The organism is Streptomyces sp. NPDC088745 (assembly GCF_044751045.1).
GTDB lineage: Bacteria > Actinomycetota > Actinomycetes > Streptomycetales > Streptomycetaceae > Streptomyces > Streptomyces cremeus.
Genome location: NZ_JBIVLB010000015.1, coordinates 153100 through 176265, shown reverse-complemented (window position 1 = coordinate 176265; position 23166 = coordinate 153100). Strand labels below are relative to the sequence as shown.

Sequence of the window (23166 nt, the reverse complement as noted above, 5' to 3'; positions counted from 1 at the left end):
CCGCAGGAGGAGGTCTTCACCGTCTCCGGCGACGCCGCCGGGGCCGCGGCACGGATCGACGCGCTGCGGGAGTCGGGCGCCGACACCGTCGTCCTCCGGTTCGTCGGCGCCGAGCCGCTGCGGCAGCTGGAAGCGGTCCTGGAGACCGCCCGGCGCTGACCCGCCCTGCGCCGACACACAGGCCAACGGGCTCTCCTCGCTCCGCACCGGCTTCGCCGAGGACTGCCACGGGCCCGACCGGGCAGCACGACCGTCCGCACCACACCCCTGGGCATACGGGCCTCGCCGCTGATCACTCCGGCTCGGTGCCTCGTACCGCACCGCCCTGCAGGGCTCGGACAGTTCCCCCTGCGGCACACTCCGCTGGGTGAGCAACCCCGCCGGCCTCTGGGTGCCGGACAGCAGGTCGTCGCCCGGTGGCGCTACCCCACCGGGGTCGCTGTCACCGGCGGCGCCTCGCCTCTGGGGTGCTCGGCCGGCCCCGGTTCAGACCAGTTGCCCGCCTGTGGTGCGGGGTTCTTCCAGAGCCTCATCCGAGGCGATTTCGGCGCGGAGCACGCTGTAGCGCACCACGTCGCGCCACTGCCCGTCCCGGAACACGGTGCTGCGCAGCACGCCCTCACGGGTGAAGCCGGACTTCTCCAGTGCGCGCTGCTCGGCGATGTTCTCCGTCTCGGTGTCCGCCTCGAGTCTGACCACAGGAGTGTGCGCGAACAGATAGCGCACCAGCAACCGCTGAGCCTGCGTGCCGACACCACGTCCCCGGCCGTCCGGCAGCAACTGGGCTCCGATGTTCCAGCAGTACGAACTCCGCGAGGTCATGACCTTCCGCCATGCCACGAAACCGAGCCGGTCGGTGCCAGTCGTCACCATCAGCTGGCCGCCGTCATCGTTCAGCAGGCCGTCCTGCGCCCAGCGGCGTCGCCAGCGCCCCGGATCCGACCAGCCCAGCCATTGGAACGGCCCGGTCGCCTCCGGATCTGTCAGGAACCGCTCAAGCACCGACAAGTCCTCCTCGACCACTGGACGCAGTATCACGGGACCGTCGCTCATCCCATCACCCCAGGTCTCGTTGAGTGCTTCAGTTGGCCACTCGTGCGCTCGGCATCGATTCGCCCTGGGCCAACTCCCCGCCCGTAGAGGAACACGCGTCGCCGGCCGCCGCCAGGGTGAACCGGCTTGTCCGCGGGAGAGCGCCGAGTTCGGGACCGTTACCGCGCACGGACGGTGTAGGTCAGGTGCGTCACCTTCGGGGAGGGCTCCGTGCGGACCGCCTCCAGGGCCACGCGGCCCGCGTCCACGCCCTCGAACAGGCGGATTCCGGAGCCGAACAGCACCGGTGACAGTGCGATCGAGAACTCGTCGACCAGGCCCGCGTTCATGTACTCCAGGATCGTCGCGCCGCCGCCCGCGATGCGGACGTCGCGGTCGCCGGCGGCCTCGCGGGCCCGGTCGAGCGCGGCCCCGATGCCATCGTTGACGAAGTGGAAGGTGGTCCCGCCCGGCCGCTTCCAGGGGGCACGCTTCTCGTGCGTCACCACGAAGACCGAGGTGTGGAACGGCGCCTCTTCCGGCCACATCTGCTCGCCGGCGTCGAACATGCGCTTGCCCATCACACTCGCGCCGGTGCGCTCGAATGCCTCCCGCACGATGTCGTTGTCGCGCCCCTCCTCGCCGCCTTCGCCGAGCTTCAGGTTTTCCCGGAAGAACCGCTGCGGAAATACCCACCGCTGCAGTTCCATCCACTGCTGCCCCATCAGCTCCTCGGGAGAATCGGGCGCTATGAAACCGTCCAGCGACATCGACACGCTGAAGAACACCTTCCCGGCCATCAGCCGTCCTCAGCTCCCTTCTGAATGTTCTCGGTGACATAAGCAGCGAGGTTGCTCAGGGTCTGCCGGCCGGCCTCGATCGCGTGGTACTTCCCGACCGCCTCGTCGCGCTGCTTCTTGGTGGGGAACACGGTGTGCATCTCGATCCGGGTCGCCGTGCTGTCGGCCTCGAACGTCAGGACCGACTCGAAGGCGTTCGGGTCGTCGCGGGTCTCACCGTGGAGCATCGCGATCCGTTCCGACGGGACGATCTCGGTCCAGGTGATCCACTCCTGGTAGTCCGTCCCGTCCGGTCCGTGCATCACGAAGTCCCACTCGCCGCCGACGCGAAACTCGAATGCCTGCGTGGTGGTGGTGAACCCTTCCGGCCCCCACCACCGCGACAGGTGCCGGACGTCGGTGAACGCCTCGAACACCAGCTCCCGTGGGGCGTCGATGATCCGGGAGATGACAGTCTCCCGGTCGGCTGTCGCCGACCGCGTCGGCGTTCCTCGTTCTGTCGTGCTCATCGGCTACTCCGCTTTCCGTGTCTGCTTCAGGTCCTGCACGTAGGCGTCCAGTCGGTCGAAGCTCTCGTTCCAGAACTGCTCGAAACCGCCGGTCCACTCATGGACGGACCGCAGCCCGCCGGCGTCAAGGCCGTACAGGCGCTGCTTGCCCGCCTTGCGGTCGCGCACCAGCCCGACCTCCCGGAGCACCCGCAGGTGTTTGGACGCCCCCGGCTGGGTCGTCCCCAACCCCTGAGCCACCTCCGTCACCGAAAGCTCACCCGCCCGCAGCAGCACCAGGATTTCCCGGCGCTGGGGCTCGGCGATGGCGTTGAAGACGTCCGACGTCGTCGCTGCTCGTGCCATGGACAAAATCATATTCCCATATCGGCATGCGTCAAGCGCTCGGGGCTGAGATGCCAGCGGCCTGGACGCGTGCGCCCGAACCCGACCGGGGCTTCATGACGTACGCCGACCTCGTCCTGGACCTCACCCTCGCCTTCCACCACACCGCCCAAGACGACCGGGACCAAGCGGCCACGGCCCTCGCCCGACTCCGCGAAACCACCCGTGACGGCGACTACGCCCACTACCGCACCCCCGCCCACTTCATGGCCGGCCCGCCCCCCGAAAACCCCTCCCCAGCGCACTGGACCGACGGCGCCCAGCACGTACGGCATCGACGGCGCCCCCAGACCTCACCCCGCACACTCACCTGCAAGGCCAGCTCTGATGACCACCGGAAGCGGGGCTCCCCCTGTGCGCGTGGACGGCACCTGAGCACTGGCCCGGGGAGCACGCGCCACCAGGTACTGCCCCCGCGCGCGGACGGCAGCCTGGGGCCCGCCTTCCACCTTCTTGTACGCTGCACCGTTCCGGCGGCCAGCCGACCCCCGGGCATAACCGTCAGAGGCCCTCTTTGCCCGTGTCCCGTGGCCTTGCCGAGCCCGCTGACCCGGCCGGGGAGGGCCGTCAGCCGGCATACCCGACACCCCACGCCTGCGGCGGCGCTCGCTGCGGCCGGAGGCGTCCCCCCTTCGGAGCGTCGGTCCGCCGCAGAGGATGCCCCAGGGAAGTAGTCGGCGTAAGCCGCGGCCCAGGTGATCGATTCCAAGGGATTGGCGATCGTAGGCGGACTGCGTTCAGCGGGTGTGACGTTTGCGGCCCGCCGTCTGCGTGGGCGCGCACCAACGTGACGTCGGTTTCCTGCCAGCAACCGCCCATCCGTCGATCCAGCATGGGCACATGACCAAATACACCGTGCTCCCCGTTGACCCAGCCGTCATGAAGGAACTGCGGGTTGTCGACGATGCGGGCCGTCCCTGCGCCCCGTACACCGCGACCGGCGACGACGTGGGCTCCCCGCTGCGCTGCTGCCTGCGCCCCATCACGCTCGGTGAGCGGATCGCCCTCGTCTCGTACGCTCCATTGCGTCGCTGGGCCGCCGCGAAGGGTGCAGATCCGGGTGCGTACGACGAACAGGGCCCCGTCTTCATCCACGCCGATGACTGCGGCGGGTTCATCCCCGGCGAGGACTACCCCTTCGCCCGGCCGGGCGCCCTGCGTACCGTGCGCCGCTATGACGCCCGGGGCCACATCGCAGGTGGCCGCCTTCTGGAGATCCCCACCGACGCCACGACTGGCTTCGATGCAGCCTTCGACGATGCGTTCAACGATCCGGAGGTGGTGCTCGTACACGTCAGGGCACTGGAATACGGATGCTTCCACTTCGAGTTGCGACGGCCCTCCGCCGAGGAGCGGTCCGGCAGCAGCCAGCAGAAGAACGCCGCCCGGTAGTCGTAGCTCTTCCCGAACTCCATGCCCCGGTCCTGACCTCCATCGCCTTGTCCGCCTACTTGACCTACCCGTACGAGATCGCGGTTCCGTAGGCCACCAGGTAGAAGGAGCCAGGATCCCTCCCTTTCTGGAAGGTCGTCAGACGCGCGCCGACGACCTCGTCGGCCCCGACCTCGTTCGCGTTCACGCTCAGAGAAGAGAACGCCTCGCCGGGGAAAACCTGCTCGTCGCCCCAAACGACCCAGCTGGAAGTTACGGGGCGGTCTGTCCGCAGGGGGGTGTCGACGGTGAGGACCGGGACCGGAAAAGGAAGTCTTCTCGCCATGACCACGACATGGTGCCAGGGTCCGAACCGTTCAACAACAGGCGACACCCACCGCCTGGCCACCCGACTCGCCGACTGGGCGCGCGTCGTGCAGGCCGGTGCCGGCCGGGAGCGGAAGACCCTCCATGGCTGACCGCCTGTACCTATGGCACTCGACGGACAAGTCGAGCATCTTCGCCACCGGGACGGTGAGGCCCAGGTGCCACCAGTCGCTGCCCCGCTCCCCCTTCATCCGGGCCTCGACGCGCGCGTGCAGGCCGATGGCCTCGGTGGAGTCACTCAGGGACCGTGCCCTCGACGCCGGGCCCGAGGACGTCGGTGGGCGGGATCCGGTCGAGACTGACGGCGACGTCCCGGGCGAGCGAATCGGCGGCGAACCGGTCGCGCACCTCGGCCGCGCCGGGCGAGAGGTTGTCACGGTCGCCGGCGGACATGGTTGCCCTGATGCCCTCGTGGGAGCGTTGGCGGGCCTCGACCCAGTCCTCGGCGACCGCGCGCGGCCACTGGTCGCGGCCGCCGACGGCGGTCTGCGGCTGGGGGACTTCGCTGTTGCCGCATGAGATGCAGGCGCGCAGCGTCGAGGCGGTGTTGCCGCCGAGCTCCGCCATCTTCGCCCCCCCCCAGCAACTGGGCTCCGGTCAGCTCGATGCTGGAGACGTCGACCACGCACCGCTCCAGGGGCGGCGGCCCCGTCGGGCTGCGCCTCGTCCCGCTCCTGGCGGCGCTCGGCCCCCAGGGCCAGGTGGTCGAGCCAGTTGTCCGGTGCCGGGGCCTCGGGGTCAAAGGCGGTGACCTTGCCGACGTACGCGCGGGAGGCATCGGCGCGGCCGCCGAGCATGTCGGCGGCGGTGACGGTGGCAGCCGCGCGAGCCCGGTGCCGTTCGTGCCGCTGCGCGACCGGGTCCCAGATCTGGGCCGGCCGGTACCAGGCGGTGCCGTCCCGCCAGTAGCCGCCCGCCCGGAACAGCAGTTCGGCATCCCCCACTGGCTGTGCAGGGGGAGATGTCGTTGTCGTGCATCAGCAGCACGGTGCGCCCGTGCTCGGGATGGAAACGCGCCGACCAGCCCAGGTCGTGGTTGAGGGGACCGGGAGCGGCCGCCGCCCAGCGCTCGCGCAGGGAAGCGTCGGCGGCCGGGAGCTCCCAGGCCCGCGCGGTGACCAGCACGCCGATCGCCGCGCCCGGGCCCGTCGGCTCACGTCCGTCGCGCCGCACCACCAGTTCGACGGATTCGCCGGGGAACTGCCACCGCCCGGGTGCTGCGGTGGCATTCGACATGCGGCCCACCAGGACGCGTCCGTCGGCGGTGGGCTGGATGCGCCGTGACCGCTCATGGGCTGAGGGCGGGCGAAGGACGAACGGAGGACGGGCGGAGGGTGTGCGGAGGGTGTGCGGCGCGGTTCCCGCCGGAGCCGGGTCGGGGCTGGAGCCGCGCCGCGGGCCGGGGCACGGCTCGCGGCGGGCCGTCGAGGCCGTCGCGTTCCCGGGCGGCGGAGGGCCGCACGCACCGCTTGACTCTTTCTTGACCACGCACCGGGAGGCCCATGGGGCTCCCGTGACCGTCCCGTATTCGCGGGCCGGGAGTGAGAGCTGAATCACTGCCTGGGTGGTGATGTCCGGAGTAAGGGGAGCGTAACTTAGGTGAGCCTCAGTAGACCTGTGGGCCTCGTAGACCTTTCACCCCGCGTGGAGTCCCGTTATGCGTCCCGTACGTCTCTCCCTCCTGGCCGTGGCCGCCGCCGCGACCGTCCTCGCCGCGACCGGCTGCACTCAGAAGAGCCAGGGCGCCGAAGGCGGCGGGGAAGGCGACGGCGTGATCCGGGTCGTCGCCAAGGACGACTCGTGCGAGGTGTCGAAGAAGGAGTTCCCCGCCGGGAAGGTCGAGCTGGCCGTGGAGAACAAGGGCTCCAAGGTCACCGAGGTCTACGTCCTGTTCCCCGACGACCGCATCGTCACCGAACGCGAGAACATCGGCCCGGGCACCAAGGCCGACCTCACCGCCGAGATCAAGGCCGGTGCGTACGAGATCGCCTGCAAGCCGGGCATGAAGGGCGACGGAATCCGGCAGAAGGTCACCGCCAGCGGCGGCGATGGCGCCACGGCCGCCCGGCGCAGCCCCGAGAAGGACACCGCTGTCGCCGCGTACCGCACCTATGTGCGCGAGCAGGCCGAGCAGACCCTCCCCAAGGCGCGGGTGTTCGCGGACGCGGTGAAGGCGGGCGACCTGGAGGCCGCGAAGAAGGCGTACGCGCCCTCGCGCATCGGCTGGGAGCGCACCGAGCCGGTCGCGGAGTCGTTCGGCGACATCGACCCGATGGTCGACCTGCGCGAGGACGGCGTCGAGGAGTCGGGCAAGCCGTGGACGGGCTGGCACCGCCTGGAGAAAGCGCTGTGGCAGGACAAGAAGATCGGCGACGAGGAGAAGCAGCTCGCCGACACCCTGATGAGGGACCTGGACACCTGGGTGAAGAAGGTCGGCACCGCCGAGATCACCCCCTCCTCCATGGCCAACGGTGCCAAGGAACTCCTGGACGAGGTCGCCACCGGCAAGGTGACGGGCGAGGAGGAGCGGTACAGCCACACCGGCCTGGTGGACTTCAAGGCGAACGTAGAGGGCGCGCAGAAGGCGTACACGCTGCTGCGGCCGATCTCCGCCAAGGGCGACCCGAAGCTGACGGACACCCTGGACAAGCAGTTCGCCGCGCTGAACAAGCTGCTCGACAAGCACCGCCCGGACGCCTCCTCGTACGAGTTCACCTCGTACGACAAGGTCGGGAAGGCGGACCGCAAGGAGCTGTCCGACGGCGTGAACGCGCTCGCGGAGCCGCTGTCGAAGCTCGCCGCAGCGGTCACCAAGTAACCCCGGAGAAGAGGGCGGCCCCGTGTCTGACGAAGTGAACTCCCCCTCTCCGTCCCGGCGTTCGGTACTGGGCTGGGGCGGGGCCGGGCTCGCGCTCGGTGCCGCGGCGGCGGGCGGGGCAGCCGTGGTGCTCGGCCGTGACGAGGACCCGGAGCCCGCCGCGTCCGGCGGCGCGGCCGTGCCCTTCCACGGCCCGCACCAAGCGGGCATCGCGACCGCCGTCCCCGACCGGCTGCACTTCGCCGCGTTCGACGTGACCACCGGGGACCGGGCGGAGCTCGTCCAGTTGCTGAAGGACTGGACGGCGGCGGCGGCCCGGCTGACGGCGGGCCGCGCGGTCGGCGAGGGGGCGTACGGCGGTCTGCCGGAGGCCCCGCCGGACGACACGGGCGAGGCCCTGGGCCTCAAGCCGTCCCGGCTCACGCTGACGGTCGGCTTCGGGCCCTCCCTCTTCGACGGCCGCTTCGGGCTGAAGGACCGGCGCCCGGCAGCCCTGGTCGACCTGCCCACATTCCCCGGCGACAACCTCGATCCCGCGCGCAGCGGCGGCGACCTGTGCGTGCAGGCCTGCTCCGACGACCCCCAGGTCGCGGTGCACGCCATCCGCAACCTCGCCAGGATCGGCTTCGGGAAGGTCGCCGTGCGCTGGTCCCAGCTCGGCTTCGGCAAGACGTCCTCGACGACGCCGGACACGCAGACCCCCCGCAACCTCTTCGGCTTCAAGGACGGCACCCGCAACATCGCGGGCACCGACGCCGCCTCGCTCGACCAGCACGTGTGGGCGTCGGCCAAGGACGGGTGCACATGGATGGCGGGCGGCTCCTACCTGGTCGCGCGCCGCATCCGGATGAACATCGAGACCTGGGACCGCACCTCCCTTCAGGAGCAGGAGGACGTATTCGGCCGCGACAAGGGGGAGGGGGCCGCGGTCGGCAGGTCCACGGAGCACGAGGAGCCGCTGCTGAAGGCGATGCTGCCGACCTCGCACGTGCGCCTCGCCCACCCGGACTCCCACTCCGGAGCCCGGATGCTGCGCCGGGGTTACTCCTTCACCGACGGCACGGACGGGCTCGGCCGCCTGGACGCGGGGCTGTTCTTCCTCGCCTACCAGCGCGACGCGCGGGACGCCTTCATTCCCGTACAGCGCACTCTGGCGCGCTCCGACGCGCTCAACGAATACATCCAGCACGTGGGTTCGGCGCACTTCGCCGTCCCGCCGGGCGTCCGGGACGCGGACGACTGGTGGGGCCGGGCGCTGTTCACGCAGCCCCGAGAATCCTGAGAGGACGGGAACCGACGTGTTCGCGAACTATCTGACCGGCCTGCGCGAGGGGCTCGAAGCCAGTCTCGTCGTCTGCATCCTGGTCGCCTACCTGGTGAAGACCGGCCGCAGGGACGCCCTGAAGCCGGTGTGGACCGGCATCGGCATCGCGGTGCTGCTCGCGCTGGGCTTCGGCGCGGCCCTCACCTACGGGTCGCAGGAGCTGACCTTCGAGGCGCAGGAGGCGCTCGGCGGTTCGCTGTCGATCGTCGCGGTGGGCCTGGTGTCGTGGATGGTGTTCTGGATGCGGCGCACCGCCCGGCACCTGAAGGCGGAGCTGACCGGCAGACTGGACGCCGCCCTGCGCATGGGCACGGGCGCCCTGGTGGCGACCGCGTTCCTGGCGGTGGGCCGGGAGGGGCTGGAGACCGCGCTGTTCGTGTGGTCGTCGGTGCGGGCGCTGAGCGACGGCACCCACGGCCCGGTGATCGGCGTGGCCCTCGGGCTGGCGACGGCGGTGGCGCTGGGCTGGCTGTTCTACAAGGGCGCGGTACGGATCGACCTGGCGAAGTTCTTCACCTGGACCGGCGCGATGCTGCTGGTCGTCGCGGCGGGCGTGCTGGCGTACGGAGTGCACGACCTCCAGGAGGCCCGCTTCCTCGGCGGCCTGTCCGACAAAGCCTTCGACGTCAGCGAGCAGGTCCCGCCGGACAGCTGGTACGGCACCCTGCTGAAGGGCGTCTTCAACTTCCAGCCGGACCCGACGGTCCTCCAGGTCGCGGTGTGGGCGCTGTACCTGGTCCCGATGCTCGTGCTGTTCTTCGCCCCGGCAGGGTTCCGGTCGTCGGTGACGGCAGCGACGACGGGGACGCAGAGGGCAACGGACGACCAGGCGCACGCACGGACGTCGGCGGCTGCCGACCGCTCTGGCGGCGGTGACCGCGCTGACGGGCGCAGGCGTCGGTGAGGCGTCCCCCGGAGTGTGGACACAGGGGTTCGCGGCGAGCGTGATTCCACGTTCTTGTCGGTGCTGCTGTTCGAGCTCAGCGGGCGAGAGGTGGCCGAGGGCGCTGTGCCGCCTGCGGGCGGTGCGACAGGTCAGCCACTGGAAGATCTCCAGCCTCGCCTGACACCGTCGAGAACAGCCTCTCGTACATCGGCCACAGGGGTCACGCCAGGCTGCGCCTCACCAGATCCCGGCACGCGCGCGCCCGGCCCGGTCTAGCGTCCCAGACGGTCCGTGCCGACATGGGTGTGCGGGTCAGGCCCGGTGTCCAGAGCGCTCCGGGAGCGGCACCACCGGGCCGCTCCCGGCCGAACCGACGGGTCGCAGCGTGGGAGGTGCCGGAAGTGGGCAGTTCATCCTTGGCCCCCGAACGAGGGCTTCGTCCGGGGAGTGAGACGGGGGTGGGGTCGAGGTGGCCGTGGTCGATATGTGGGTCGGCGTGGCAACCGGGATCTGTGTGGCGGTGTTGTCAGCGGTCGTGATGGTGAGCTTCTGGTCGGCCGAGGAACGTGAGTGGCGTGCGCTGGCCGCAAGCGCGGGTCCGGGCCGGCCGTTGGCACAACGGTTGTCTTTGTACGAGCTCGCCTATATGGAAAATCGTTTCGGCCCCGGCAATGTCCTGGGCGTGGCCTTGGTGCGGATGCATGCCGAGCAGCGCCTGACATTCCTGGGCAGGAGTTACGACGGGTACAGGTTCCGGATAGACGACCCGGAGCCGCGTGACGAGGTGGAAGTCGTACTGCTCGACCTGCTGGGCAAGGGGCGCGGCTGGCTCTCCACCTCCTTCGGCCCCTATGACCTCTCCGTCCCGCCATGGCGGGCACTGCACGAGCGCCTGATCGCAGACGGCCTGCTGCGTGAACGGGGTCTTCCCGAGGGCATCTCCGCCGACTCGCCGCATGCATCCGCCTGGAGGAACGCACGCACAAGGGCCTACCGCCGGAGGCGCCGCCTGCTGGCCGGGGCCCTGACTGCGGGAGCCGTGGCGGCCCTCTTGTCCGAGCTCTGGCTGCTGCTCGTGCTCTACATCGCCCTTCTGTCGGCCCTGCCCGCGTTCAACAGGCCCGTCGTCCGCCCCCCGGCTGTGACGGTCACCGAGGCGGGCAGGACCGCAGCGCGCACCGCCCGCGCAGCGGCAACCGCTTCGGAGGAAGCCCAGGCGCTCGTGACCGTTGCGCTGGGTGGCCTGAGCGCGCTGCCCCACTGGCACCCGTTCGCCAGGCCTCCGCAGCATCCACCGCCCCCTGTCTCGCCCCGCACTGCCGACCGGGGCGAAGAGCCCCAGCGCATCATCAACCTCGATCCACCAGGACTCGGAGGGCTGTGAACCCGGGACGAGGTCGCCGAACCGATCCAGCCGGTCGACCAGGGTGTCGAGCCCTGTGGTGAGTACTTACGAGGAGGAGGCGAGCCGGTCCCTTCATCGAGCGCTCTCCTGGGGCGGTGTGGGGGTGGGGAGCCGGTGGACGGCAGCAGCCCGACCACAGGCAGGCAGCACCGTCTTGAGGCTATGGGCGCAGGCCGCGTCCAGCAGCGCGGCGACGCCGTTCCCGGTGAGGTCCTGGACGCGGTTCTCCAGGTCGGTGCCGGGGGGACCGCGGGGCATGGACGGACTGTTCTGCGCGTCCCGGGCTGCCCGCGACGACCTCCCACGGAACCCGGCCGAGCTGCTGGAACGGACAACCGGAGGGGGGCCGAAAGCTTCGGCTCCAGCCCGACCTCTACCGCGATGAGCACCGGCCGGGTCCGCTCGTCGAGTACGTATGGAGGAGATCCCTGCCCGCGGACGACGGCAATGCGCGGTGGCAGGCGGCGCAGACGCCGGTCGGCGCCCTCCGCGAACCGCTTGCGGGGCTGGAGAGTGAGCGTCGGCCCGGGGTGGGCGAGGATACGGTCAGCCGCCGCCTCCGACACCCCGGACAGCGGCGTGAGCTGACGCGTCGCCGGAGGTATCTCCTGTTCCTGAGTCACCTCGACCCACAGGGACGTTCCCGAGTCGCTGGCGCTGAAAACCTGCCGACCGTCCCGCCAGCCTTCCGCGTGGATCGTGTAGGGAGCCAGGTCCGACAGCATCTTGAAGTGCCCGTCGTCTCGAACATCAAGGTCGATCCCCGTCCCGAGGTCGGAGCGCCTGGAGCGGGCACCGCTCACGACCTCCTCCCGAGCCAGTGACAGGGCACGCTCGTACGAGTCCAGGACTTCGGACGGCCAGGCGTCATCGCTGTACGCATCGATGTGGGCTGCATCGATGCTCGAACGCAGCACGTGAAGCGCTTCGCGATGAACACGCACAACGTCCGCAGGGCGAACTCCGTCCGCGAGTACGAGCTCGCGGGCCCAGGCGCCATTCCGACTGATCACATGCAGGACCCTCCCACAGACAGCCAGCTGGCTCCACCGGGAAATCCCCCCGACGTGATCATTGTCAGACATGCCCCAGCAGTACTTTGTCAGGTGGTGCAAGAGGCCGGTACAGCATCGCGCTGGACCTGCACGATCACGATCTGTCCCCGCGTCAGAAAGATCGGCATTGGATCGGCATCAAGACTGCTGGACCCTCCCCCGCAAGGCGGCACCCTGACACGAGAGCCGACCCTTCGGGACCGTCGGTGCCGAGCCGACGCCTGGCCTCCAGCAGCCGCTCCTGGCATCGGGGTCATCCCTGTCGGCATTCCCTACCAGGCAGCGCATTCGCGCACGTCAGCGTACGTTCCCACGCGGTTTCAGCGGGATGTTCGGCAGCTCCGGAGCCGGCAGGGAAGGGCCGCCACAGCCCTTCACCTCGCCGAACCTGCCACCGTTCGTCCAGTCGGCGCGAGCCCGTGCGACGTCCTCCGTCGTGCGGCCCACGAAGTTCCACCACAATCCGGATAGGTCGAGGCACTTCGCAGGTCAGAGGCCCTCCGGTGCATCAGCTGTCAGCAAAACGTCAGCATCGCACCCGGGAGTCAGCAACACCATGGTCACCAAAACCCTCACCCACGGCATGGGCACCTTCTTCAAGGAGTGCGCCCACGCCAAGTCCAGATGGCCCAAATGCCCCCACCCGTACAAGATCCAGTTCAGGGACATCACCGAAAGGCAGCGTGTCGAGTCCGGCTTCCAGACCGAAACTGCTGCGGTGGGGCGGTTGTTGGAGGTGTACAACGCGAAGCGGGCTGCGCGGGGGCGGGGAGGGCGTGCGGAGCGGGTCGCGAAGTACGGGGCGATGCGGTTCGGGGAGTACGCGGCCGAGTGGCGTGGCGGGCAGCGGCACCTTGAGGTGGGCTCGCTGGTGCGCCTGGACTCGTTGATGAAGCACCACATCCTCCCGGTGCTGGGGAGCCGGCGGATGGATTCCTTCGACCACGAGGTCGTCGACGGTTTCATCCGTGCCATGGAGCGTGCTGGTGCTGGTCTGGCGACGCAGGCCAACGCGTTCGACAAGCTGCGGGCGGTCCTGCTGTACGCGCACCGGCTGGGCCTGTACGACACCAGTCCGCTGGAGGGGGTCAAGCCGCCCCAGTACGACCCCGCCCGGGCGGTGATCCCCTCGACCGCCCAGCTGGCCGGGATACGGGTGGCGGGCGACGACATGTTCCGGCTCGTGGCGGATCTGATGAGCGGCAGCGGCCTGCGCAACGGCGAGGCGCTGGCGGTCAATGTCCGCAATATCGTCGCCGACGACGTCCACCGGATCACCGAGCAGGTCAATCACACCACCCATGCGTACGCGCGGCTCAAGCACCGCAAGGTGAACGAGTACCGGGACGTTCCCCTGCCGGCCCGCACCCGGGAGACCGTCGAGTGGTATGCCGACAAGTACGGCACCGTCGACGGCTGCCTCCTGCGGCACCCGAACGACCCGGGCAGGCCGCTGCCGTACTACTACCTGGGCAATCAGTGGGCGCACATCAAGAAGGCCGGCGAGGCCGAGATCCCCGACGGGATGGTCCTGTACGGGATGCGGCACTTCTTCGCGTCGAACTGCCTCTCCCACAACATCCCCATCACCGACGTCGCCGAATGGATGGGCCACCGCAGCATCGACATCACCTACAAGATCTACCGGCACCTCATGCCCGGATCCATCAACACTGCCGCGAAAATACTGAACATCGATCTCGCAGCCTAACCTCGATCTTTTACGGGCTGGCTTTCCGATGCGTGATCGGAAATGTGAAGAATACTTCTAAACTGCAATGATGGGACCTGTCTAGGGTTTTGGTCGTCGCGCAAAAGGAGTACTCCTCAGGTGAAAAGCGCAGTCCTTGAGGTCGTCGGGGTAAAACCACTGGTCCTTCGGTATGACGTCCTCCCTGGGGTGTTAGATCTGCCGATGTCGGATGAAAAGGGGAGCTTCTGCTGCCAAGTTTCCTCGCGTGGGCGGTGGACCATCAGGGCACCGGCAACGCAGAGACGCAAAATGGACAGCGCGTGTGAGGCACGTGCGCCGCATGCTGATCGCAACGGCCCCGCCGCTGATCTCCCGCTCCAGCAGGCACGGGCCGGATGTGTATGTGTGAGCTAGCTGGCCGGCCAGCAGCTGCACCACGCCCCTCGAGCGTCACGGGACAAGCATGGCGCGCACGTCCTGTACTGCGGTGAGAAAGCCCGGGCAACGTGCCGGGCTTTCTGTGGCTGGGCCCTCACCGACGAAGGCTAGCGTCCGTTCCGCTCTGCTTGACCAGTTGGGTGTGACGTGCTGGTGCCGCTCACCTGCTTCGGTGAGCGGCACCTGGCCTTTTGCGGGGAGGGGTACTTCAGTTGGTGTTGAGGGTCAGGCCGTAGTAGGCCAGTGCGTCGTCGAGGGGCTGGAAGTATGAGGAGCCGGTGCCGTTGACGCCGGAGCACTGCTGTCCGACGGGGCCGCCGGAGGTCATGCCCTGAGCCTGGTTGCCGGAGATGTAGGCACCGCCGCTGTCACCCTGCTCCGTGCAGACGCTGGAGCTGCCCAGGCCCGAGACCATCGTGCCGCCGTAGTTGACGGTGTTGTTGTAGGACTTGACCTTGCCGCAGGTCCAGCCGGTGGTCGCACCTGACTTGCACAGGGCTGCTCCTGCCGCCGCGCGGGTGCTGCCCTTGACGGCGACGGTGCCGGCCTGGCCGTAGGTGGTGACGGCGGTGGCGATCGAGTCGTCGGAGTCCACGGCCGCGACCCCCACGTCCACGCTGGACTGGCCGGTCGTGTAGCGGGTGTGGGTGCCCTTGGCGAAGTGCGCGCTGTTGGAGTACAGGTCCGGCAATCCCTCGACGCAGTGGCCTGCGGACACCAGGTACTGCTTGCCGGAGGAGGTTCTGGCCCCGAACCCGACCGAGCAGTATCCGCCGCCGATGGTCATCTTGCTGCCCGGGGCGACGACGGCCTGCGGCTCCAAGGGCTGCTTGCCCTTGACGATCCGCACTGCGTCACCGTGGGATCGCGCGGTGTTGAGGAAGGCGCGCGCCGCGGTGCCGGTGTCGCTGTGGACCTCGATGGTGACGGTGTCGGAGGCCAGGTCCACCGACCAGGCGGAGACGCCGGTGGGCGTCTGCTGAGTTGCCTTGGTGTCGAGTTGGGCCTTGATGCGGTCGAGCGCCTTCTGGCCGCGCTGCGGTATCCGGGCGTGCAGGCCCGCTTCCTCCACCTTCTGGGCGCTCTTGCGGTCCTCGACGTTGACGGTGAGCGTGCCGGCGGTGTCGAAGAACGCGCCGCCTTGGGCCGTGTCCTTGCCGAGGCCGGACAGGATGCGCTGCTGCTCGGCCTGCCGGTCCAGACGCCGCACGGCCGCCTGCTCGGAGGTGCCCAGTGAGTCGGCCAGTGCGCTGATCATCTGGGGCTGGTAACGGGTCTCGGCCGTCGCCGGTCCTTCGGCCTGTGCGCTGGTGGCCGCCGACACCGACAGGAGCGCGCCGGCGGTGGCCGCCGCCAGATATGTACGTGAAAGGTTCATGACAGTCCTCTGCCGTTGGTGGGGGGAAGAACGGGGAAGCTGAGGTGGTGCACGACGAGTCTGTACTCGGGAGGGTGAGGCCCGGGAGGCTGCGATCGTTCAATAGCCCGGGACTATCGGGCAGATGACACATGCTGAGGATGCAGTCCGCCCGCGCGGGAGGCTGATGTGCGCGCCAGGTGCCGGGCGCGGTACCGCAATGGCACGGGGATACGCCGTCACCATGCCCGTGCGGACAGTGCGGTAGGAACGCCAGTGTTGCGGAACCCTGCTAGGTGTCGAGCTGATTCCTGGCGGTGAGTTCCCGTAGAGCGCCGCCGGGTGCGGCTCACCGGCGGGGATGCTGGGAGGACCACGGCCGTTTCGCGGGTGGGCTTGCCTAGCCCCCTCGATAGGCACCCACGGCAGGGTGATCGGACGGCAGCAGCAAGAGCCGGGTGCGGCTTGCCGCAGCCTCGGGCAGGCGGTACTGGGGCGCCGCCTGCCCGCGGCCGGGGCCTGTCCGGCCCGGGGGTCAGCGCAACCGGAGCGCTCCCGGGGCCCGCTCTTCCATGATCTCCACGAGCTCGTCGAAGAAGGTGGTGCCGAGGGCGCGGCGTGAGACGTCGTGGTCGCGCCACTCGATGGTGAAGTCGCCGTCCTGTGGGGTTCCGTAGCCGCCGCTGAGGCAGTCGGCGAACGCGTCGCGGTTACGGCCGAAGTAGCCGCCAGGTCCGTTGACGGCTTCGCCGACGGCCTGCCAGAAGGCGGCCGGCCCCGTGATCCGGTGGCCTTCGATCACGTACTTGATTGGCATGGCGGTGTACTCAGCAGGTGTGGTTGACGAGGTCGAAGGAAGCGTAGTGGTCGGCGGTGTAGTAGTCCTCCTGCTGGGCGCTGCCGGTGACGATGCGGCGGGCGCCGCGGGTCTGGGAACCGGGGGTGATGACGGTGTACTCGTGGTAGTAGCCGGTACTCCGGTTCGGCAGGATGCCTTCGCGGTTGCGGAAGACGGTGCCGTCCTGGGCGAAGGGGTAGGGGCCTCCGCTCTTGATGAGGTTGAGGGTGTCGTGGGCCTGGGAGGGCAGACGGGAGTAGCAGATGCTGCCGGCCGCCGAGGCAGCGGGAGCGGATACGGCGGCGGAGGCGGGTGTGGCGGCCGTGGCCGGTCCGACGAACAGGGTGGACAGCAGCGCGGCGGCGACGGGCAGGATAAGCCGTGAGGGGTTTCGCATGCGCCGATGATGAGGCGTGCAGATGTGTCCACGTCAACGCCAGTGAGCCGGTGTTCCGCGGTTGTTGGCGTAGTCGACACGCACGGGGTGGGACGTGAAGGTTCCGTGTCCGCCTGATCGGCTCGACCTCCAGGGCGTGGTCGCCGATCGTGAACGCCCCCGTCGCCTGAGCACACATGCCTGTGCACTGCGGTGGTCCGGCATCTCCGCAGGAGGGATAACCCCCCTTTCCAGAGAGCGAGTTGGGGTACGTGGACCGTTCTGGATGCCGCCCCACCCCCGTAGGAGCGGCCCGCGCAGAACGCCTCGTACCCCAAGCCCTCTGTGTCCTCGCCCTCTTCTGCCAGTGCCTGCCGGACCGCCCTGAGCGCCACGCCCTACCCGTAGCCCCTGCTGGCAACAAGCTCTCGCGCCATCGCCTCCTCCTGCTCCGAGTCGAGCTGCCCCACCGCTTCGTCAATCAGCGTGGACTCCACGCCCTTGGTACGCGGCTCCCGGGCGAGCGCGCGCCGGGCCAGGCCCCGGCCATGGTGCCGGACTCCCCCCAGGCGTCCGCGAAGGCGCTGTCATTGATCAGCCCGACCTCTTCGAGGAGGAATCAGGGGGACGACCAGCCGGCAGCAGTGAGGAGAACGGATCCGATGGGCCCTGCACCGGTCTTCTTCGGTGACACGGCCGCCGTGCCGGTGGCGCCGGCGGTGAAGTGTGTGGCGGCAGTATGCGCCGGAGTATCGGCGGGGATGGGGGCTGCGGTGGCCTGGCCGACGACGCCGAGGGTGACAGTTGCGGCAAGCCCAGCGGCACAGGCGGTGGCGCGTGTGGAGAGTTTGCGAAGCTGCATGGTGAGGGGGACTCCTCGCTGCGTGTTCTTCGGGGAAGCCGAAGGTGGCATGAGGGGAGAGTGTGCCCTGGACATGACAGCGGTGGGAGGCTGCGATCACCTGATAGCGCAGCACTATTGGGCGAGGAGATGTCGTCACATCCGAGGGTGGGTTCGCATCCGCCAAGCCCTTGGCGGATGCTGAATACCGCCATACTCTCGCCCCCATGGATCTGGAGATACGGCATCTACGCGCGGTGACCGCCATTGCCGATGCCGGCAGCCTGCACAAGGCGGCACGCGTGCTGGGCGTGGCCCAGCCGACCCTGACCGCGCAGCTGCGCCGGATCGAAGAGAGCCTGGGCGGGACGCTGTTCCTCCGGCTGCCAGAGGGCTGCCGACCCACCTTCCTCGGCCACCAGCTCCTCGCCCGCGCCCGACCCGTGCTGGCCGAAATGAACCAGCTGACCGACCAGATGCGGGCCGCGGCCAGAGCCGAGCGGAACTCCCACCTGCGTATAGGCTCCACACCCACGCACGCGGTGGCCCCGTGGTTGCGGCTATTGAGTGAACGTTTTCCCGAAGCCAGACCGACGGTTCACGCCGAGGCGTCTTCCTGCGCGCTGCTGCGGATGGTGGCCGCCGGCCAGCTCGACGCCGCACTCGTCCACGAGCCGGAAGGCTGCCCCCTGCGTATCCCGGCTGATGTGCGGCTGCGCGTACTGCTGGAGCGTGAACCTCAGCTCCTGGGCGTCTTCGAACATCACCCCGCGGCCCGCCAGAAGACCGTGCGGCTTCAGGACCTGGCGGACGAGCGATGGATGATCGACAAAACAGCCGACGGTGAATGGGAACAGCTGGACCGAGTGCTCCGGGCGGCAGGCGTGACACCACAGATCCTGCACGGTGATTTCGCCACGATCTCCATGCTGGTCAGCACCGGTCAGGCCGTCATGGTGTGCAACGGCACCTCGACCGGCCGCAACGGTGCGGTGGTGCGCCGTCTGGAAGGCGACCCGATAGCAGCCCGCTGGCTCCTGGCAGCACGCAGCGACGTCTGCCTGGACGCCGTCTACGACGACCTGGTCACCGCCTACCGAGAAGTAGCCGACCAGGCCCCCCTCTACAAGACGATAGGTCCCCCCGTCTTCGGACCTACGCCCTGACCGCCGCACCCATCGGGCGTAGTGGGAGCTGCCCAACTCCGCCCCCACGGACAGGAGCGAGCGGTGGCACTGTGGCGGCAGGTCCTAGCCGCCCTCAACGACACCCTCGGCGACACCGAGCACGAGGAGATCCTGGCCTGCGGCGCCGCCCAGCTCACCGTCCGGCGCGCACCCGATGATCAGCAGCCCACCCCGGACGACATGGTGGCGAGGGCGTTCAGTGAGTTCGCACTCCTCCTCGATGCCGACCAGGCCCGCGCCGCCCTGCGGAAAATGGGCCGCGGCCGTGGGTGGCCCGGGGGCCCAGACGGCGTTGAAGCCAGCGCGACCACGACGATACGGCTCACGCCCGTCATCGGCGTGCCGCTCAAATCGCCCTGCCCCATGCCTGGAACAACGAGCAGCCCAGCCGGGGAGTACCGGCCTCTACGCTCGGGGAATGGACCGTGACGAGAAGACAGCGCATCTGGAGTGGTGGGCCAACCCATTCACCTGCCTGGCTCGAATCCCGATCAGAGTGATGACTACCGCCGGCACGGGTGAGTGGGAGGCACTGTTCTCGCCCCCTCTCGACCAAGACGTCCGCGAGAACCTGAAACAGCTCATCGACGCAGACTCCTACTTCACTCTTCGCTTCGATGCCTCAGCCGTCGAAGTCCAGGCAGAGAACTTCGACGGCGTTGATCACCTACGGCTGACCATCCCCGAGTTATAAGGACGGAGCAGCCCCCGACATGATCGGCCGGGCAAGTCCTAGGTCGGCGGCCCGAGCACGGTGTCAAGGACCTTGTTAACCACCTGCTCGCGGTTGAGCGCGACGACTACCTGCACCTCTGGTGTCCCGGGCTGCCGCGGACCGGCGTTGCCACGCCTGTCGACCACGGTCATGCCACGGGTGTGTTCCCCACATAATTCGACCTTTACCGGTGTGTTCACGCAGGTAGCCGTGGAAGGGTGTGTGAGCACGACGGCCGCGGACGGGTCATGCAGGGGACAGCTGTGCCGGCCGTAGTTCTTGCGGTGGAAGTCCAGGTAGTGCGACAGCGACGCCTGGACGAATTTTCCTGCTGGAGTCGTTGTGGACTCGATGCGGTCGAGGTCCGAGACTTCCAACCACGTGCCCATGGTCGCGTCGAGCGCCACCATGGTCACCGGCCAGGGCGCGGAAAGGACCGCCGCTGCGGCTTCCGGGTCGCAGAAGATGTTCGCCTCAGCGCTGGGCGTCACATTTCCTGGCTCTGCGACAGCTCCACCCATGAGTACGACTCGCTCGATGAGGTGGGGAAGTTCGGGTTCCATCAGCAGTGCGAGCGCCAGGTTGGTGAACGGGCCGGTGGCCAGAATCGAGCACTCGCCGGGGTACGCACGGGCCATCTGAACCATCTGTTCCGCAGCGGAGACGGACACCACTCGCCGCCCGCGTGCCGGGGGAAGCACCGCCCCGCCGAGCCCGTCCTCCCCGTGAACCAGGGAGCTGAGACGAACCGGTTGGGCCAGCGGTTGTCGAGCTCCGACCGCCACCGGCACATCCGGTATCCCCGCCAGGCCAAGGACGCGGAGAGCGTTGTCCGCAGCCTGGTCGGCCCCGGCATTGCCGTGCACACTGCCCACGGCCAGGATTTCGACGGTACTCGTGCCTGCGAGGTAGAGCAGCGCCAATGCATCGTCGATTCCGTAGTCACCGTCCAGGATGACGCGCTGGCTCACGTCAGCGCCTTCCTCAGCGCTGTCCAGGAGAGCAGCACGCACTTGATCCTGGCCGGATGACGGGAAACGTCAGAGAATGCGGACGCGTCGGCCAGTTCCGTTGGCCAGGCTCCTGACGCACGTGCCCGATCACGCAGCAGGGCTTCGAATGCACTGTGCAGCTCGAAGACTTCCCTGACGCACCGACCGATCGCCAGTCCGGTCAGCACCGAGATGGACGCCTGGCTGATCGAGCAGCCCTTCACGTCGTAGGAGAGGTCGTCGACGACGGCCGCGGGTCCCTCTCCCGTCAGGCTGACGCGAAGGGTTATTTCGTCTCCGCACATCGGGTTGAAGTGGTGGACCTCCACGCTGCACGGCTCCCGGAGTCCGCTGTGCCGCGGGGCTCGGTAGTGGTCGAGGATGATTGCCTGGTTCTCCGCCGTCAGCCGCACGTCGCAGTCCCCTCGTTGGTGATCACTTCGGGCACGGCGACCCCGAAGAGCGCCTGCGCCTCCTCAATTCCCGCGGCCAGCGCCTCGATGTCCGCCGGACTGTTGTAGAGGTAGAAGCTGGCACGCACACTGGCCTGCTCGCCCAGCCGGCGATGGAGCGGCCACGCGCAGTGGTGCCCGACCCGGACCGCGACACCTCGCGCGTCCAGGACCTGGCTGACGTCGTGCGGGTGTACGCCCTCGACGACGAAGGAGAGCGCGCTGCCACGGTCGGCCATGTCGGTAGGCCCGAGAACACGTACGCCGTCGATGCTCTGCAGGGTGGCCAGCGCGGCTTCTGTCAGCCGGTGCTCGTGGGCGGCTATCCGGTCCATGCCGACGGCGGTCAGGTAGCGCACCGCGGCGGCCAGGCCGACGGCCTGTGAGGCCATCGGAACTCCGGCTTCGAACCGTTGGAGTGGTGGAGCGTAGGTGGACTCCGACATCCCGACGACCTCGATCATCGAGCCGCCGGTGAGGAAGGGCGGCATGCACTCCAGCAGCTCGCGCCGTCCGTACAGGGCGCCTATCCCAAAAGGACCGAGCATCTTGTGCCCGCTGAAGACCGCGAAGTCCACCCCGTAGCCGTGGAAGTCGACTGTGGAGTGAGGTACGGACTGACAGGCATCCAGCAAGGTGAACGCGCCGACCTCCGCGGCCCTGGCGACGATCCGCCGCACGGGGTTGACCGTGCCGAGCACGTTGGACTGATGGGTGAAGGCGACCAGCCGGGTACGTGTCGTCACCACGTCGTCCAGCTCGGAAAGATCGAGCCGGCCGTCATCGGTGACCCCGAGCCAGCGCAACGTCGCACCGGTGCGCCGGCACAACTCCTGCCAGGGCACGAGATTGGCGTGGTGTTCCATCTCGGTCACCACGATTTCGTCACCCGGAGCGACGCGAAAGCGCGCGGCCTCGTCCGTCGAGGTGACCGAGTTGCTCATCGCGTACGCGACGAGGTTGATCCCTTCGGTGGCGTTCTTGGTGAACACCAGCTCGCCCGGGTCCGCGCCGACGAAGAGCGCGATCTGGGCGCGGGCTTGCTCGTACGCGTCGGTGGCTTCCTCCGAAAGCTGGTGTGCACCCCGGTGCACCGCCGCGTTCGAGGTCTCCGAGAAGGAGCGTTCGGCGTCGAGTACCTGCCTGGGCCGCTGGGACGTCGCCCCCGAATCGAGATAGACCAGCCGCTGCCCCTCGCCGACGCTGCGGTGCAGTATCGGAAAGTCGGAGCAAATGCGCGCGAGGTCGAGATCCTGGGCTGAGGCCCTCATGAAGACGTACCGTCAGAGGCGTCGGCGGCGAGGTCCGCGAGCACCTTGTTGGTGGTTTGCAGGCACAGGCCCCGGGCGCACACGGTGACGGTGTCGCTGTCGGCCTGATCCGCCAGGTCGAGGAATTTCGGATTGAAGCTTTCGATCCGTTTGGTGCGGACTCCCTCCGCGAAGTCCTCCGGCGACGTCCAGCACAGGTCTTTGTAGGAAGAGGTGTGCTCCGGAATGATGCCGGGGTCCTTGAGTTCGAGGATCGCGCCGAACATCAGCAGTGGTTCGTACAGCGGCTCGGGCGCTTCAGGATCCGCCGTGGGCCGGTCGGCCACGTAGCTGAATCCGGCCCCGACCATCGAGAGGTGGCAACTGCCCAGCGGCTTCTCCCGAGACGCCGCTTCCATTGCCCCCTCGCAGCCGAGCTTGCGGGCGAGCAGGTCGCCCACGAGGAACGACAGCGCCGAGGACGGGTCCGGGACAGCAGTCCGCTGCTGCGTCTCGGAAAAACGGGCCACGGTCCTCAGGTCGTCGGCTCGGATTCCGCGGAAGTAGACGGGCGCCAGGTCCGTCGCGGATTCGGCTACACATTCGAAATAACATCGGGCGAATTCGAGCGGGAGCATGCTGGTCGGAGTGCTGATGACATTCGGGTGGGTGGGATTGCTGTCGGCCCGGCGGGTCCCGGTCAGCACGCTGAAGCCGTTCTCGGTGTTCGCCATGATCGTGACCTGGAACACCGGCTGCCATAAGGTTCCTAATTCGAGGCATTCTTGCAGACTTGCGGGGCCGCGCGAACGAAACCCGGTCAAGATTCCGTCAAGCTCGGATTCCGCATAGAACTTCGCCATGAGAGCTCCTCTTTGGTGATCGACAGTTACGTGCAGCAGGAATCTATGATGTGGTCCGACATCGGTCAACATGCGCTTCAGGACAGTCGAATCCCCAAGTGGAGGGCGGCATACAGGGTGAAATGGGTTGAACGCACTGTCCGAAAAACGTGGGCCCACCAAGGATCGCCACTAGAGTCCCCTGAGCCAGAAG

The 23166-nt window shown here is 68.6% G+C and carries 24 protein-coding genes and 2 pseudogenes; 10 read left to right on the top strand and 16 right to left on the bottom strand.

Annotated features, from left to right (window positions below; genetic code table 11):
* Positions 1 to 486: 486 nt before the first annotated feature.
* The 4 genes from ACIP93_RS30980 to ACIP93_RS30965 form a co-directional block, all read right to left on the bottom strand.
* The gene (locus tag ACIP93_RS30980) at positions 487 to 1053 is read right to left on the bottom strand and encodes a GNAT family N-acetyltransferase (protein WP_401764078.1); all 567 of its coding nucleotides are present in this window, start codon (positions 1051 to 1053) and stop codon (positions 487 to 489) included.
* 158 nt (positions 1054 to 1211) lie between these two features.
* Positions 1212 to 1832, bottom strand: coding sequence for a dihydrofolate reductase family protein (locus tag ACIP93_RS30975; RefSeq protein ID WP_345220021.1), 621 nt, complete (start codon positions 1830 to 1832; stop codon positions 1212 to 1214).
* Positions 1832 to 2341 carry an SRPBCC family protein gene (locus ACIP93_RS30970; protein ID WP_401764075.1) on the bottom strand — a complete coding sequence of 170 codons (510 nt, stop codon included), beginning with the start codon at positions 2339 to 2341 and terminating at the stop codon, positions 1832 to 1834. Before ACIP93_RS30970 ends, ACIP93_RS30975 begins: the two co-directional genes overlap by 1 nt.
* A gap of 3 nt (positions 2342 to 2344) precedes the next feature.
* A complete protein-coding gene (locus ACIP93_RS30965; protein WP_345220023.1) occupies positions 2345 to 2686 on the bottom strand; it encodes a metalloregulator ArsR/SmtB family transcription factor in 342 nt (113 codons plus the stop codon).
* An 879-nt stretch (positions 2687 to 3565) separates the two neighbouring features.
* Here ACIP93_RS30965 and ACIP93_RS30960 point away from each other — a divergent pair.
* The gene (locus tag ACIP93_RS30960; RefSeq protein WP_401764072.1) at positions 3566 to 4117 is read left to right on the top strand and encodes a DUF1203 domain-containing protein; all 552 of its coding nucleotides are present in this window, start codon (positions 3566 to 3568) and stop codon (positions 4115 to 4117) included.
* A 64-nt stretch (positions 4118 to 4181) separates the two neighbouring features.
* On the opposite strand, the gene ACIP93_RS30955 is transcribed toward ACIP93_RS30960, so the two are convergent.
* Positions 4182 to 4304, bottom strand: coding sequence for a hypothetical protein (locus ACIP93_RS30955; protein ID WP_401764069.1), 123 nt, complete (start codon positions 4302 to 4304; stop codon positions 4182 to 4184).
* A gap of 136 nt (positions 4305 to 4440) precedes the next feature.
* Here ACIP93_RS30955 and ACIP93_RS30950 point away from each other — a divergent pair, with 136 nt between their 5' ends.
* Complete coding sequence (locus ACIP93_RS30950) at positions 4441 to 4575, top strand: hypothetical protein (protein WP_401764066.1); 135 nt, start codon at positions 4441 to 4443, stop codon at positions 4573 to 4575.
* 142 nt (positions 4576 to 4717) lie between these two features.
* Here ACIP93_RS30950 and ACIP93_RS30945 read toward each other — a convergent pair whose 3' ends face one another.
* Positions 4718 to 5050, bottom strand: a complete 333-nt coding sequence (locus tag ACIP93_RS30945; RefSeq protein ID WP_401764063.1) for a hypothetical protein — start codon at positions 5048 to 5050, stop codon at positions 4718 to 4720.
* A 1090-nt stretch (positions 5051 to 6140) separates the two neighbouring features.
* On the opposite strand from ACIP93_RS30945, the gene efeO reads away from it, so the two are divergent.
* The 4 genes from efeO to ACIP93_RS30925 all read left to right on the top strand — a co-directional run bounded on the left by efeO (position 6141) and on the right by ACIP93_RS30925 (position 10895).
* Entirely contained in the window at positions 6141 to 7301 is a 1161-nt protein-coding gene (gene efeO, locus ACIP93_RS30940; protein WP_401764060.1) for an iron uptake system protein EfeO, read from the top strand.
* 22 nt (positions 7302 to 7323) lie between these two features.
* Positions 7324 to 8583: an iron uptake transporter deferrochelatase/peroxidase subunit gene (gene efeB / locus ACIP93_RS30935; RefSeq protein WP_345220028.1), complete on the top strand. Its 1260-nt coding sequence runs from the start codon at positions 7324 to 7326 to the stop codon at positions 8581 to 8583.
* 16 nt (positions 8584 to 8599) lie between these two features.
* A complete protein-coding gene (efeU, locus tag ACIP93_RS30930) occupies positions 8600 to 9529 on the top strand; it encodes an iron uptake transporter permease EfeU (RefSeq protein ID WP_401764057.1) in 930 nt (309 codons plus the stop codon).
* 451 nt (positions 9530 to 9980) lie between these two features.
* Positions 9981 to 10895 (top strand): hypothetical protein, encoded by a 915-nt coding sequence (locus ACIP93_RS30925; protein ID WP_401764055.1) that lies wholly within the window; start codon positions 9981 to 9983, stop codon positions 10893 to 10895.
* A 93-nt stretch (positions 10896 to 10988) separates the two neighbouring features.
* On the opposite strand, the gene ACIP93_RS30920 is transcribed toward ACIP93_RS30925, so the two are convergent.
* Both ACIP93_RS30920 and ACIP93_RS30915 read right to left on the bottom strand, forming a co-directional pair.
* On the bottom strand, positions 10989 to 11174 hold the full coding sequence (locus tag ACIP93_RS30920; protein WP_401764052.1) for a hypothetical protein: 186 nt from the start codon (positions 11172 to 11174) through the stop codon (positions 10989 to 10991).
* Between the two features lie 1094 nt (positions 11175 to 12268).
* Positions 12269 to 12433, bottom strand: a pseudogene (locus ACIP93_RS30915) (pirin family protein); the annotation flags it as partial.
* Between the two features lie 94 nt (positions 12434 to 12527).
* Between ACIP93_RS30915 and ACIP93_RS30910 the strand changes: the two are divergent.
* A complete protein-coding gene (locus tag ACIP93_RS30910) occupies positions 12528 to 13682 on the top strand; it encodes a tyrosine-type recombinase/integrase (protein ID WP_401764049.1) in 1155 nt (384 codons plus the stop codon).
* Positions 13683 to 14310: 628 nt separating this feature from the next.
* Here ACIP93_RS30910 and ACIP93_RS30905 read toward each other — a convergent pair.
* The 4 genes and pseudogenes from ACIP93_RS30905 to ACIP93_RS30890 form a co-directional block, all read right to left on the bottom strand.
* Positions 14311 to 15480: a S1 family peptidase gene (locus ACIP93_RS30905; protein WP_345220033.1), complete on the bottom strand. Its 1170-nt coding sequence runs from the start codon at positions 15478 to 15480 to the stop codon at positions 14311 to 14313.
* A gap of 514 nt (positions 15481 to 15994) precedes the next feature.
* Positions 15995 to 16276 (bottom strand): barstar family protein, encoded by a 282-nt coding sequence (locus ACIP93_RS30900; protein ID WP_401764046.1) that lies wholly within the window; start codon positions 16274 to 16276, stop codon positions 15995 to 15997.
* Positions 16277 to 16286: 10 nt separating this feature from the next.
* The gene (locus ACIP93_RS30895; RefSeq protein WP_401764043.1) at positions 16287 to 16694 is read right to left on the bottom strand and encodes a ribonuclease domain-containing protein; all 408 of its coding nucleotides are present in this window, start codon (positions 16692 to 16694) and stop codon (positions 16287 to 16289) included.
* A gap of 299 nt (positions 16695 to 16993) precedes the next feature.
* Positions 16994 to 17283: pseudogene (locus tag ACIP93_RS30890) on the bottom strand (regulatory protein RecX); the annotation flags it as partial.
* Between the two features lie 458 nt (positions 17284 to 17741).
* Between ACIP93_RS30890 and ACIP93_RS30885 the strand changes: the two are divergent.
* From ACIP93_RS30885 to ACIP93_RS30875, 3 genes are all read left to right on the top strand, one after another.
* Positions 17742 to 18680, top strand: a complete 939-nt coding sequence (locus tag ACIP93_RS30885) for a LysR substrate-binding domain-containing protein (protein ID WP_401764040.1) — start codon at positions 17742 to 17744, stop codon at positions 18678 to 18680.
* A gap of 63 nt (positions 18681 to 18743) precedes the next feature.
* A complete protein-coding gene (locus ACIP93_RS30880) occupies positions 18744 to 19130 on the top strand; it encodes a hypothetical protein (protein ID WP_401764037.1) in 387 nt (128 codons plus the stop codon).
* On the top strand, positions 19120 to 19395 hold the full coding sequence (locus ACIP93_RS30875) for a hypothetical protein (RefSeq protein WP_401764034.1): 276 nt from the start codon (positions 19120 to 19122) through the stop codon (positions 19393 to 19395). Before ACIP93_RS30880 ends, ACIP93_RS30875 begins: the two co-directional genes overlap by 11 nt.
* A gap of 38 nt (positions 19396 to 19433) precedes the next feature.
* On the opposite strand, the gene ACIP93_RS30870 is transcribed toward ACIP93_RS30875, so the two are convergent.
* Genes ACIP93_RS30870 through ACIP93_RS30855 form a run of 4 tightly spaced genes read right to left on the bottom strand, consistent with a single transcriptional unit; the run spans position 19434 to position 22973 of the window.
* Positions 19434 to 20387 carry a nucleoside hydrolase gene (locus ACIP93_RS30870; protein WP_401764032.1) on the bottom strand — a complete coding sequence of 318 codons (954 nt, stop codon included), beginning with the start codon at positions 20385 to 20387 and terminating at the stop codon, positions 19434 to 19436.
* The gene (sufU, locus tag ACIP93_RS30865; protein ID WP_401764029.1) at positions 20384 to 20821 is read right to left on the bottom strand and encodes a Fe-S cluster assembly sulfur transfer protein SufU; all 438 of its coding nucleotides are present in this window, start codon (positions 20819 to 20821) and stop codon (positions 20384 to 20386) included. Before sufU ends, ACIP93_RS30870 begins: the two co-directional genes overlap by 4 nt.
* Positions 20812 to 22131 carry a cysteine desulfurase gene (locus ACIP93_RS30860; RefSeq protein WP_401764026.1) on the bottom strand — a complete coding sequence of 440 codons (1320 nt, stop codon included), beginning with the start codon at positions 22129 to 22131 and terminating at the stop codon, positions 20812 to 20814. The genes sufU and ACIP93_RS30860 overlap by 10 nt, the downstream gene beginning before the upstream one ends.
* Positions 22128 to 22973: a hypothetical protein gene (locus tag ACIP93_RS30855; protein WP_401764023.1), complete on the bottom strand. Its 846-nt coding sequence runs from the start codon at positions 22971 to 22973 to the stop codon at positions 22128 to 22130. The genes ACIP93_RS30860 and ACIP93_RS30855 overlap by 4 nt, the downstream gene beginning before the upstream one ends.
* Positions 22974 to 23166: the final 193 nt, after the last annotated feature.

Coding starts and splice junctions, on each gene's coding strand:
- ACIP93_RS30980 (WP_401764078.1), bottom strand. CDS start 1,053: ATGAGCGACGGTCCCGTGATACTGCGTCCAGTGGTCGAGGAGGACTTG.
- ACIP93_RS30975 (WP_345220021.1), bottom strand. CDS start 1,832: ATGGCCGGGAAGGTGTTCTTCAGCGTGTCGATGTCGCTGGACGGTTTC.
- ACIP93_RS30970 (WP_401764075.1), bottom strand. CDS start 2,341: ATGAGCACGACAGAACGAGGAACGCCGACGCGGTCGGCGACAGCCGAC.
- ACIP93_RS30965 (WP_345220023.1), bottom strand. CDS start 2,686: ATGGCACGAGCAGCGACGACGTCGGACGTCTTCAACGCCATCGCCGAG.
- ACIP93_RS30960 (WP_401764072.1), top strand. CDS start 3,566: ATGACCAAATACACCGTGCTCCCCGTTGACCCAGCCGTCATGAAGGAA.
- ACIP93_RS30950 (WP_401764066.1), top strand. CDS start 4,441: ATGACCACGACATGGTGCCAGGGTCCGAACCGTTCAACAACAGGCGAC.
- ACIP93_RS30945 (WP_401764063.1), bottom strand. CDS start 5,050: ATGGCGGAGCTCGGCGGCAACACCGCCTCGACGCTGCGCGCCTGCATC.
- efeO (WP_401764060.1), top strand. CDS start 6,141: ATGCGTCCCGTACGTCTCTCCCTCCTGGCCGTGGCCGCCGCCGCGACC.
- ACIP93_RS30920 (WP_401764052.1), bottom strand. CDS start 11,174: ATGCCCCGCGGTCCCCCCGGCACCGACCTGGAGAACCGCGTCCAGGAC.
- ACIP93_RS30910 (WP_401764049.1), top strand. CDS start 12,528: ATGGTCACCAAAACCCTCACCCACGGCATGGGCACCTTCTTCAAGGAG.
- ACIP93_RS30905 (WP_345220033.1), bottom strand. CDS start 15,480: ATGAACCTTTCACGTACATATCTGGCGGCGGCCACCGCCGGCGCGCTC.
- ACIP93_RS30900 (WP_401764046.1), bottom strand. CDS start 16,276: ATGCCAATCAAGTACGTGATCGAAGGCCACCGGATCACGGGGCCGGCC.
- ACIP93_RS30895 (WP_401764043.1), bottom strand. CDS start 16,694: ATGCGAAACCCCTCACGGCTTATCCTGCCCGTCGCCGCCGCGCTGCTG.
- ACIP93_RS30885 (WP_401764040.1), top strand. CDS start 17,742: ATGGATCTGGAGATACGGCATCTACGCGCGGTGACCGCCATTGCCGAT.
- ACIP93_RS30875 (WP_401764034.1), top strand. CDS start 19,120: ATGGACCGTGACGAGAAGACAGCGCATCTGGAGTGGTGGGCCAACCCA.
- ACIP93_RS30860 (WP_401764026.1), bottom strand. CDS start 22,131: ATGAGGGCCTCAGCCCAGGATCTCGACCTCGCGCGCATTTGCTCCGAC.
- ACIP93_RS30855 (WP_401764023.1), bottom strand. CDS start 22,973: ATGGCGAAGTTCTATGCGGAATCCGAGCTTGACGGAATCTTGACCGGG.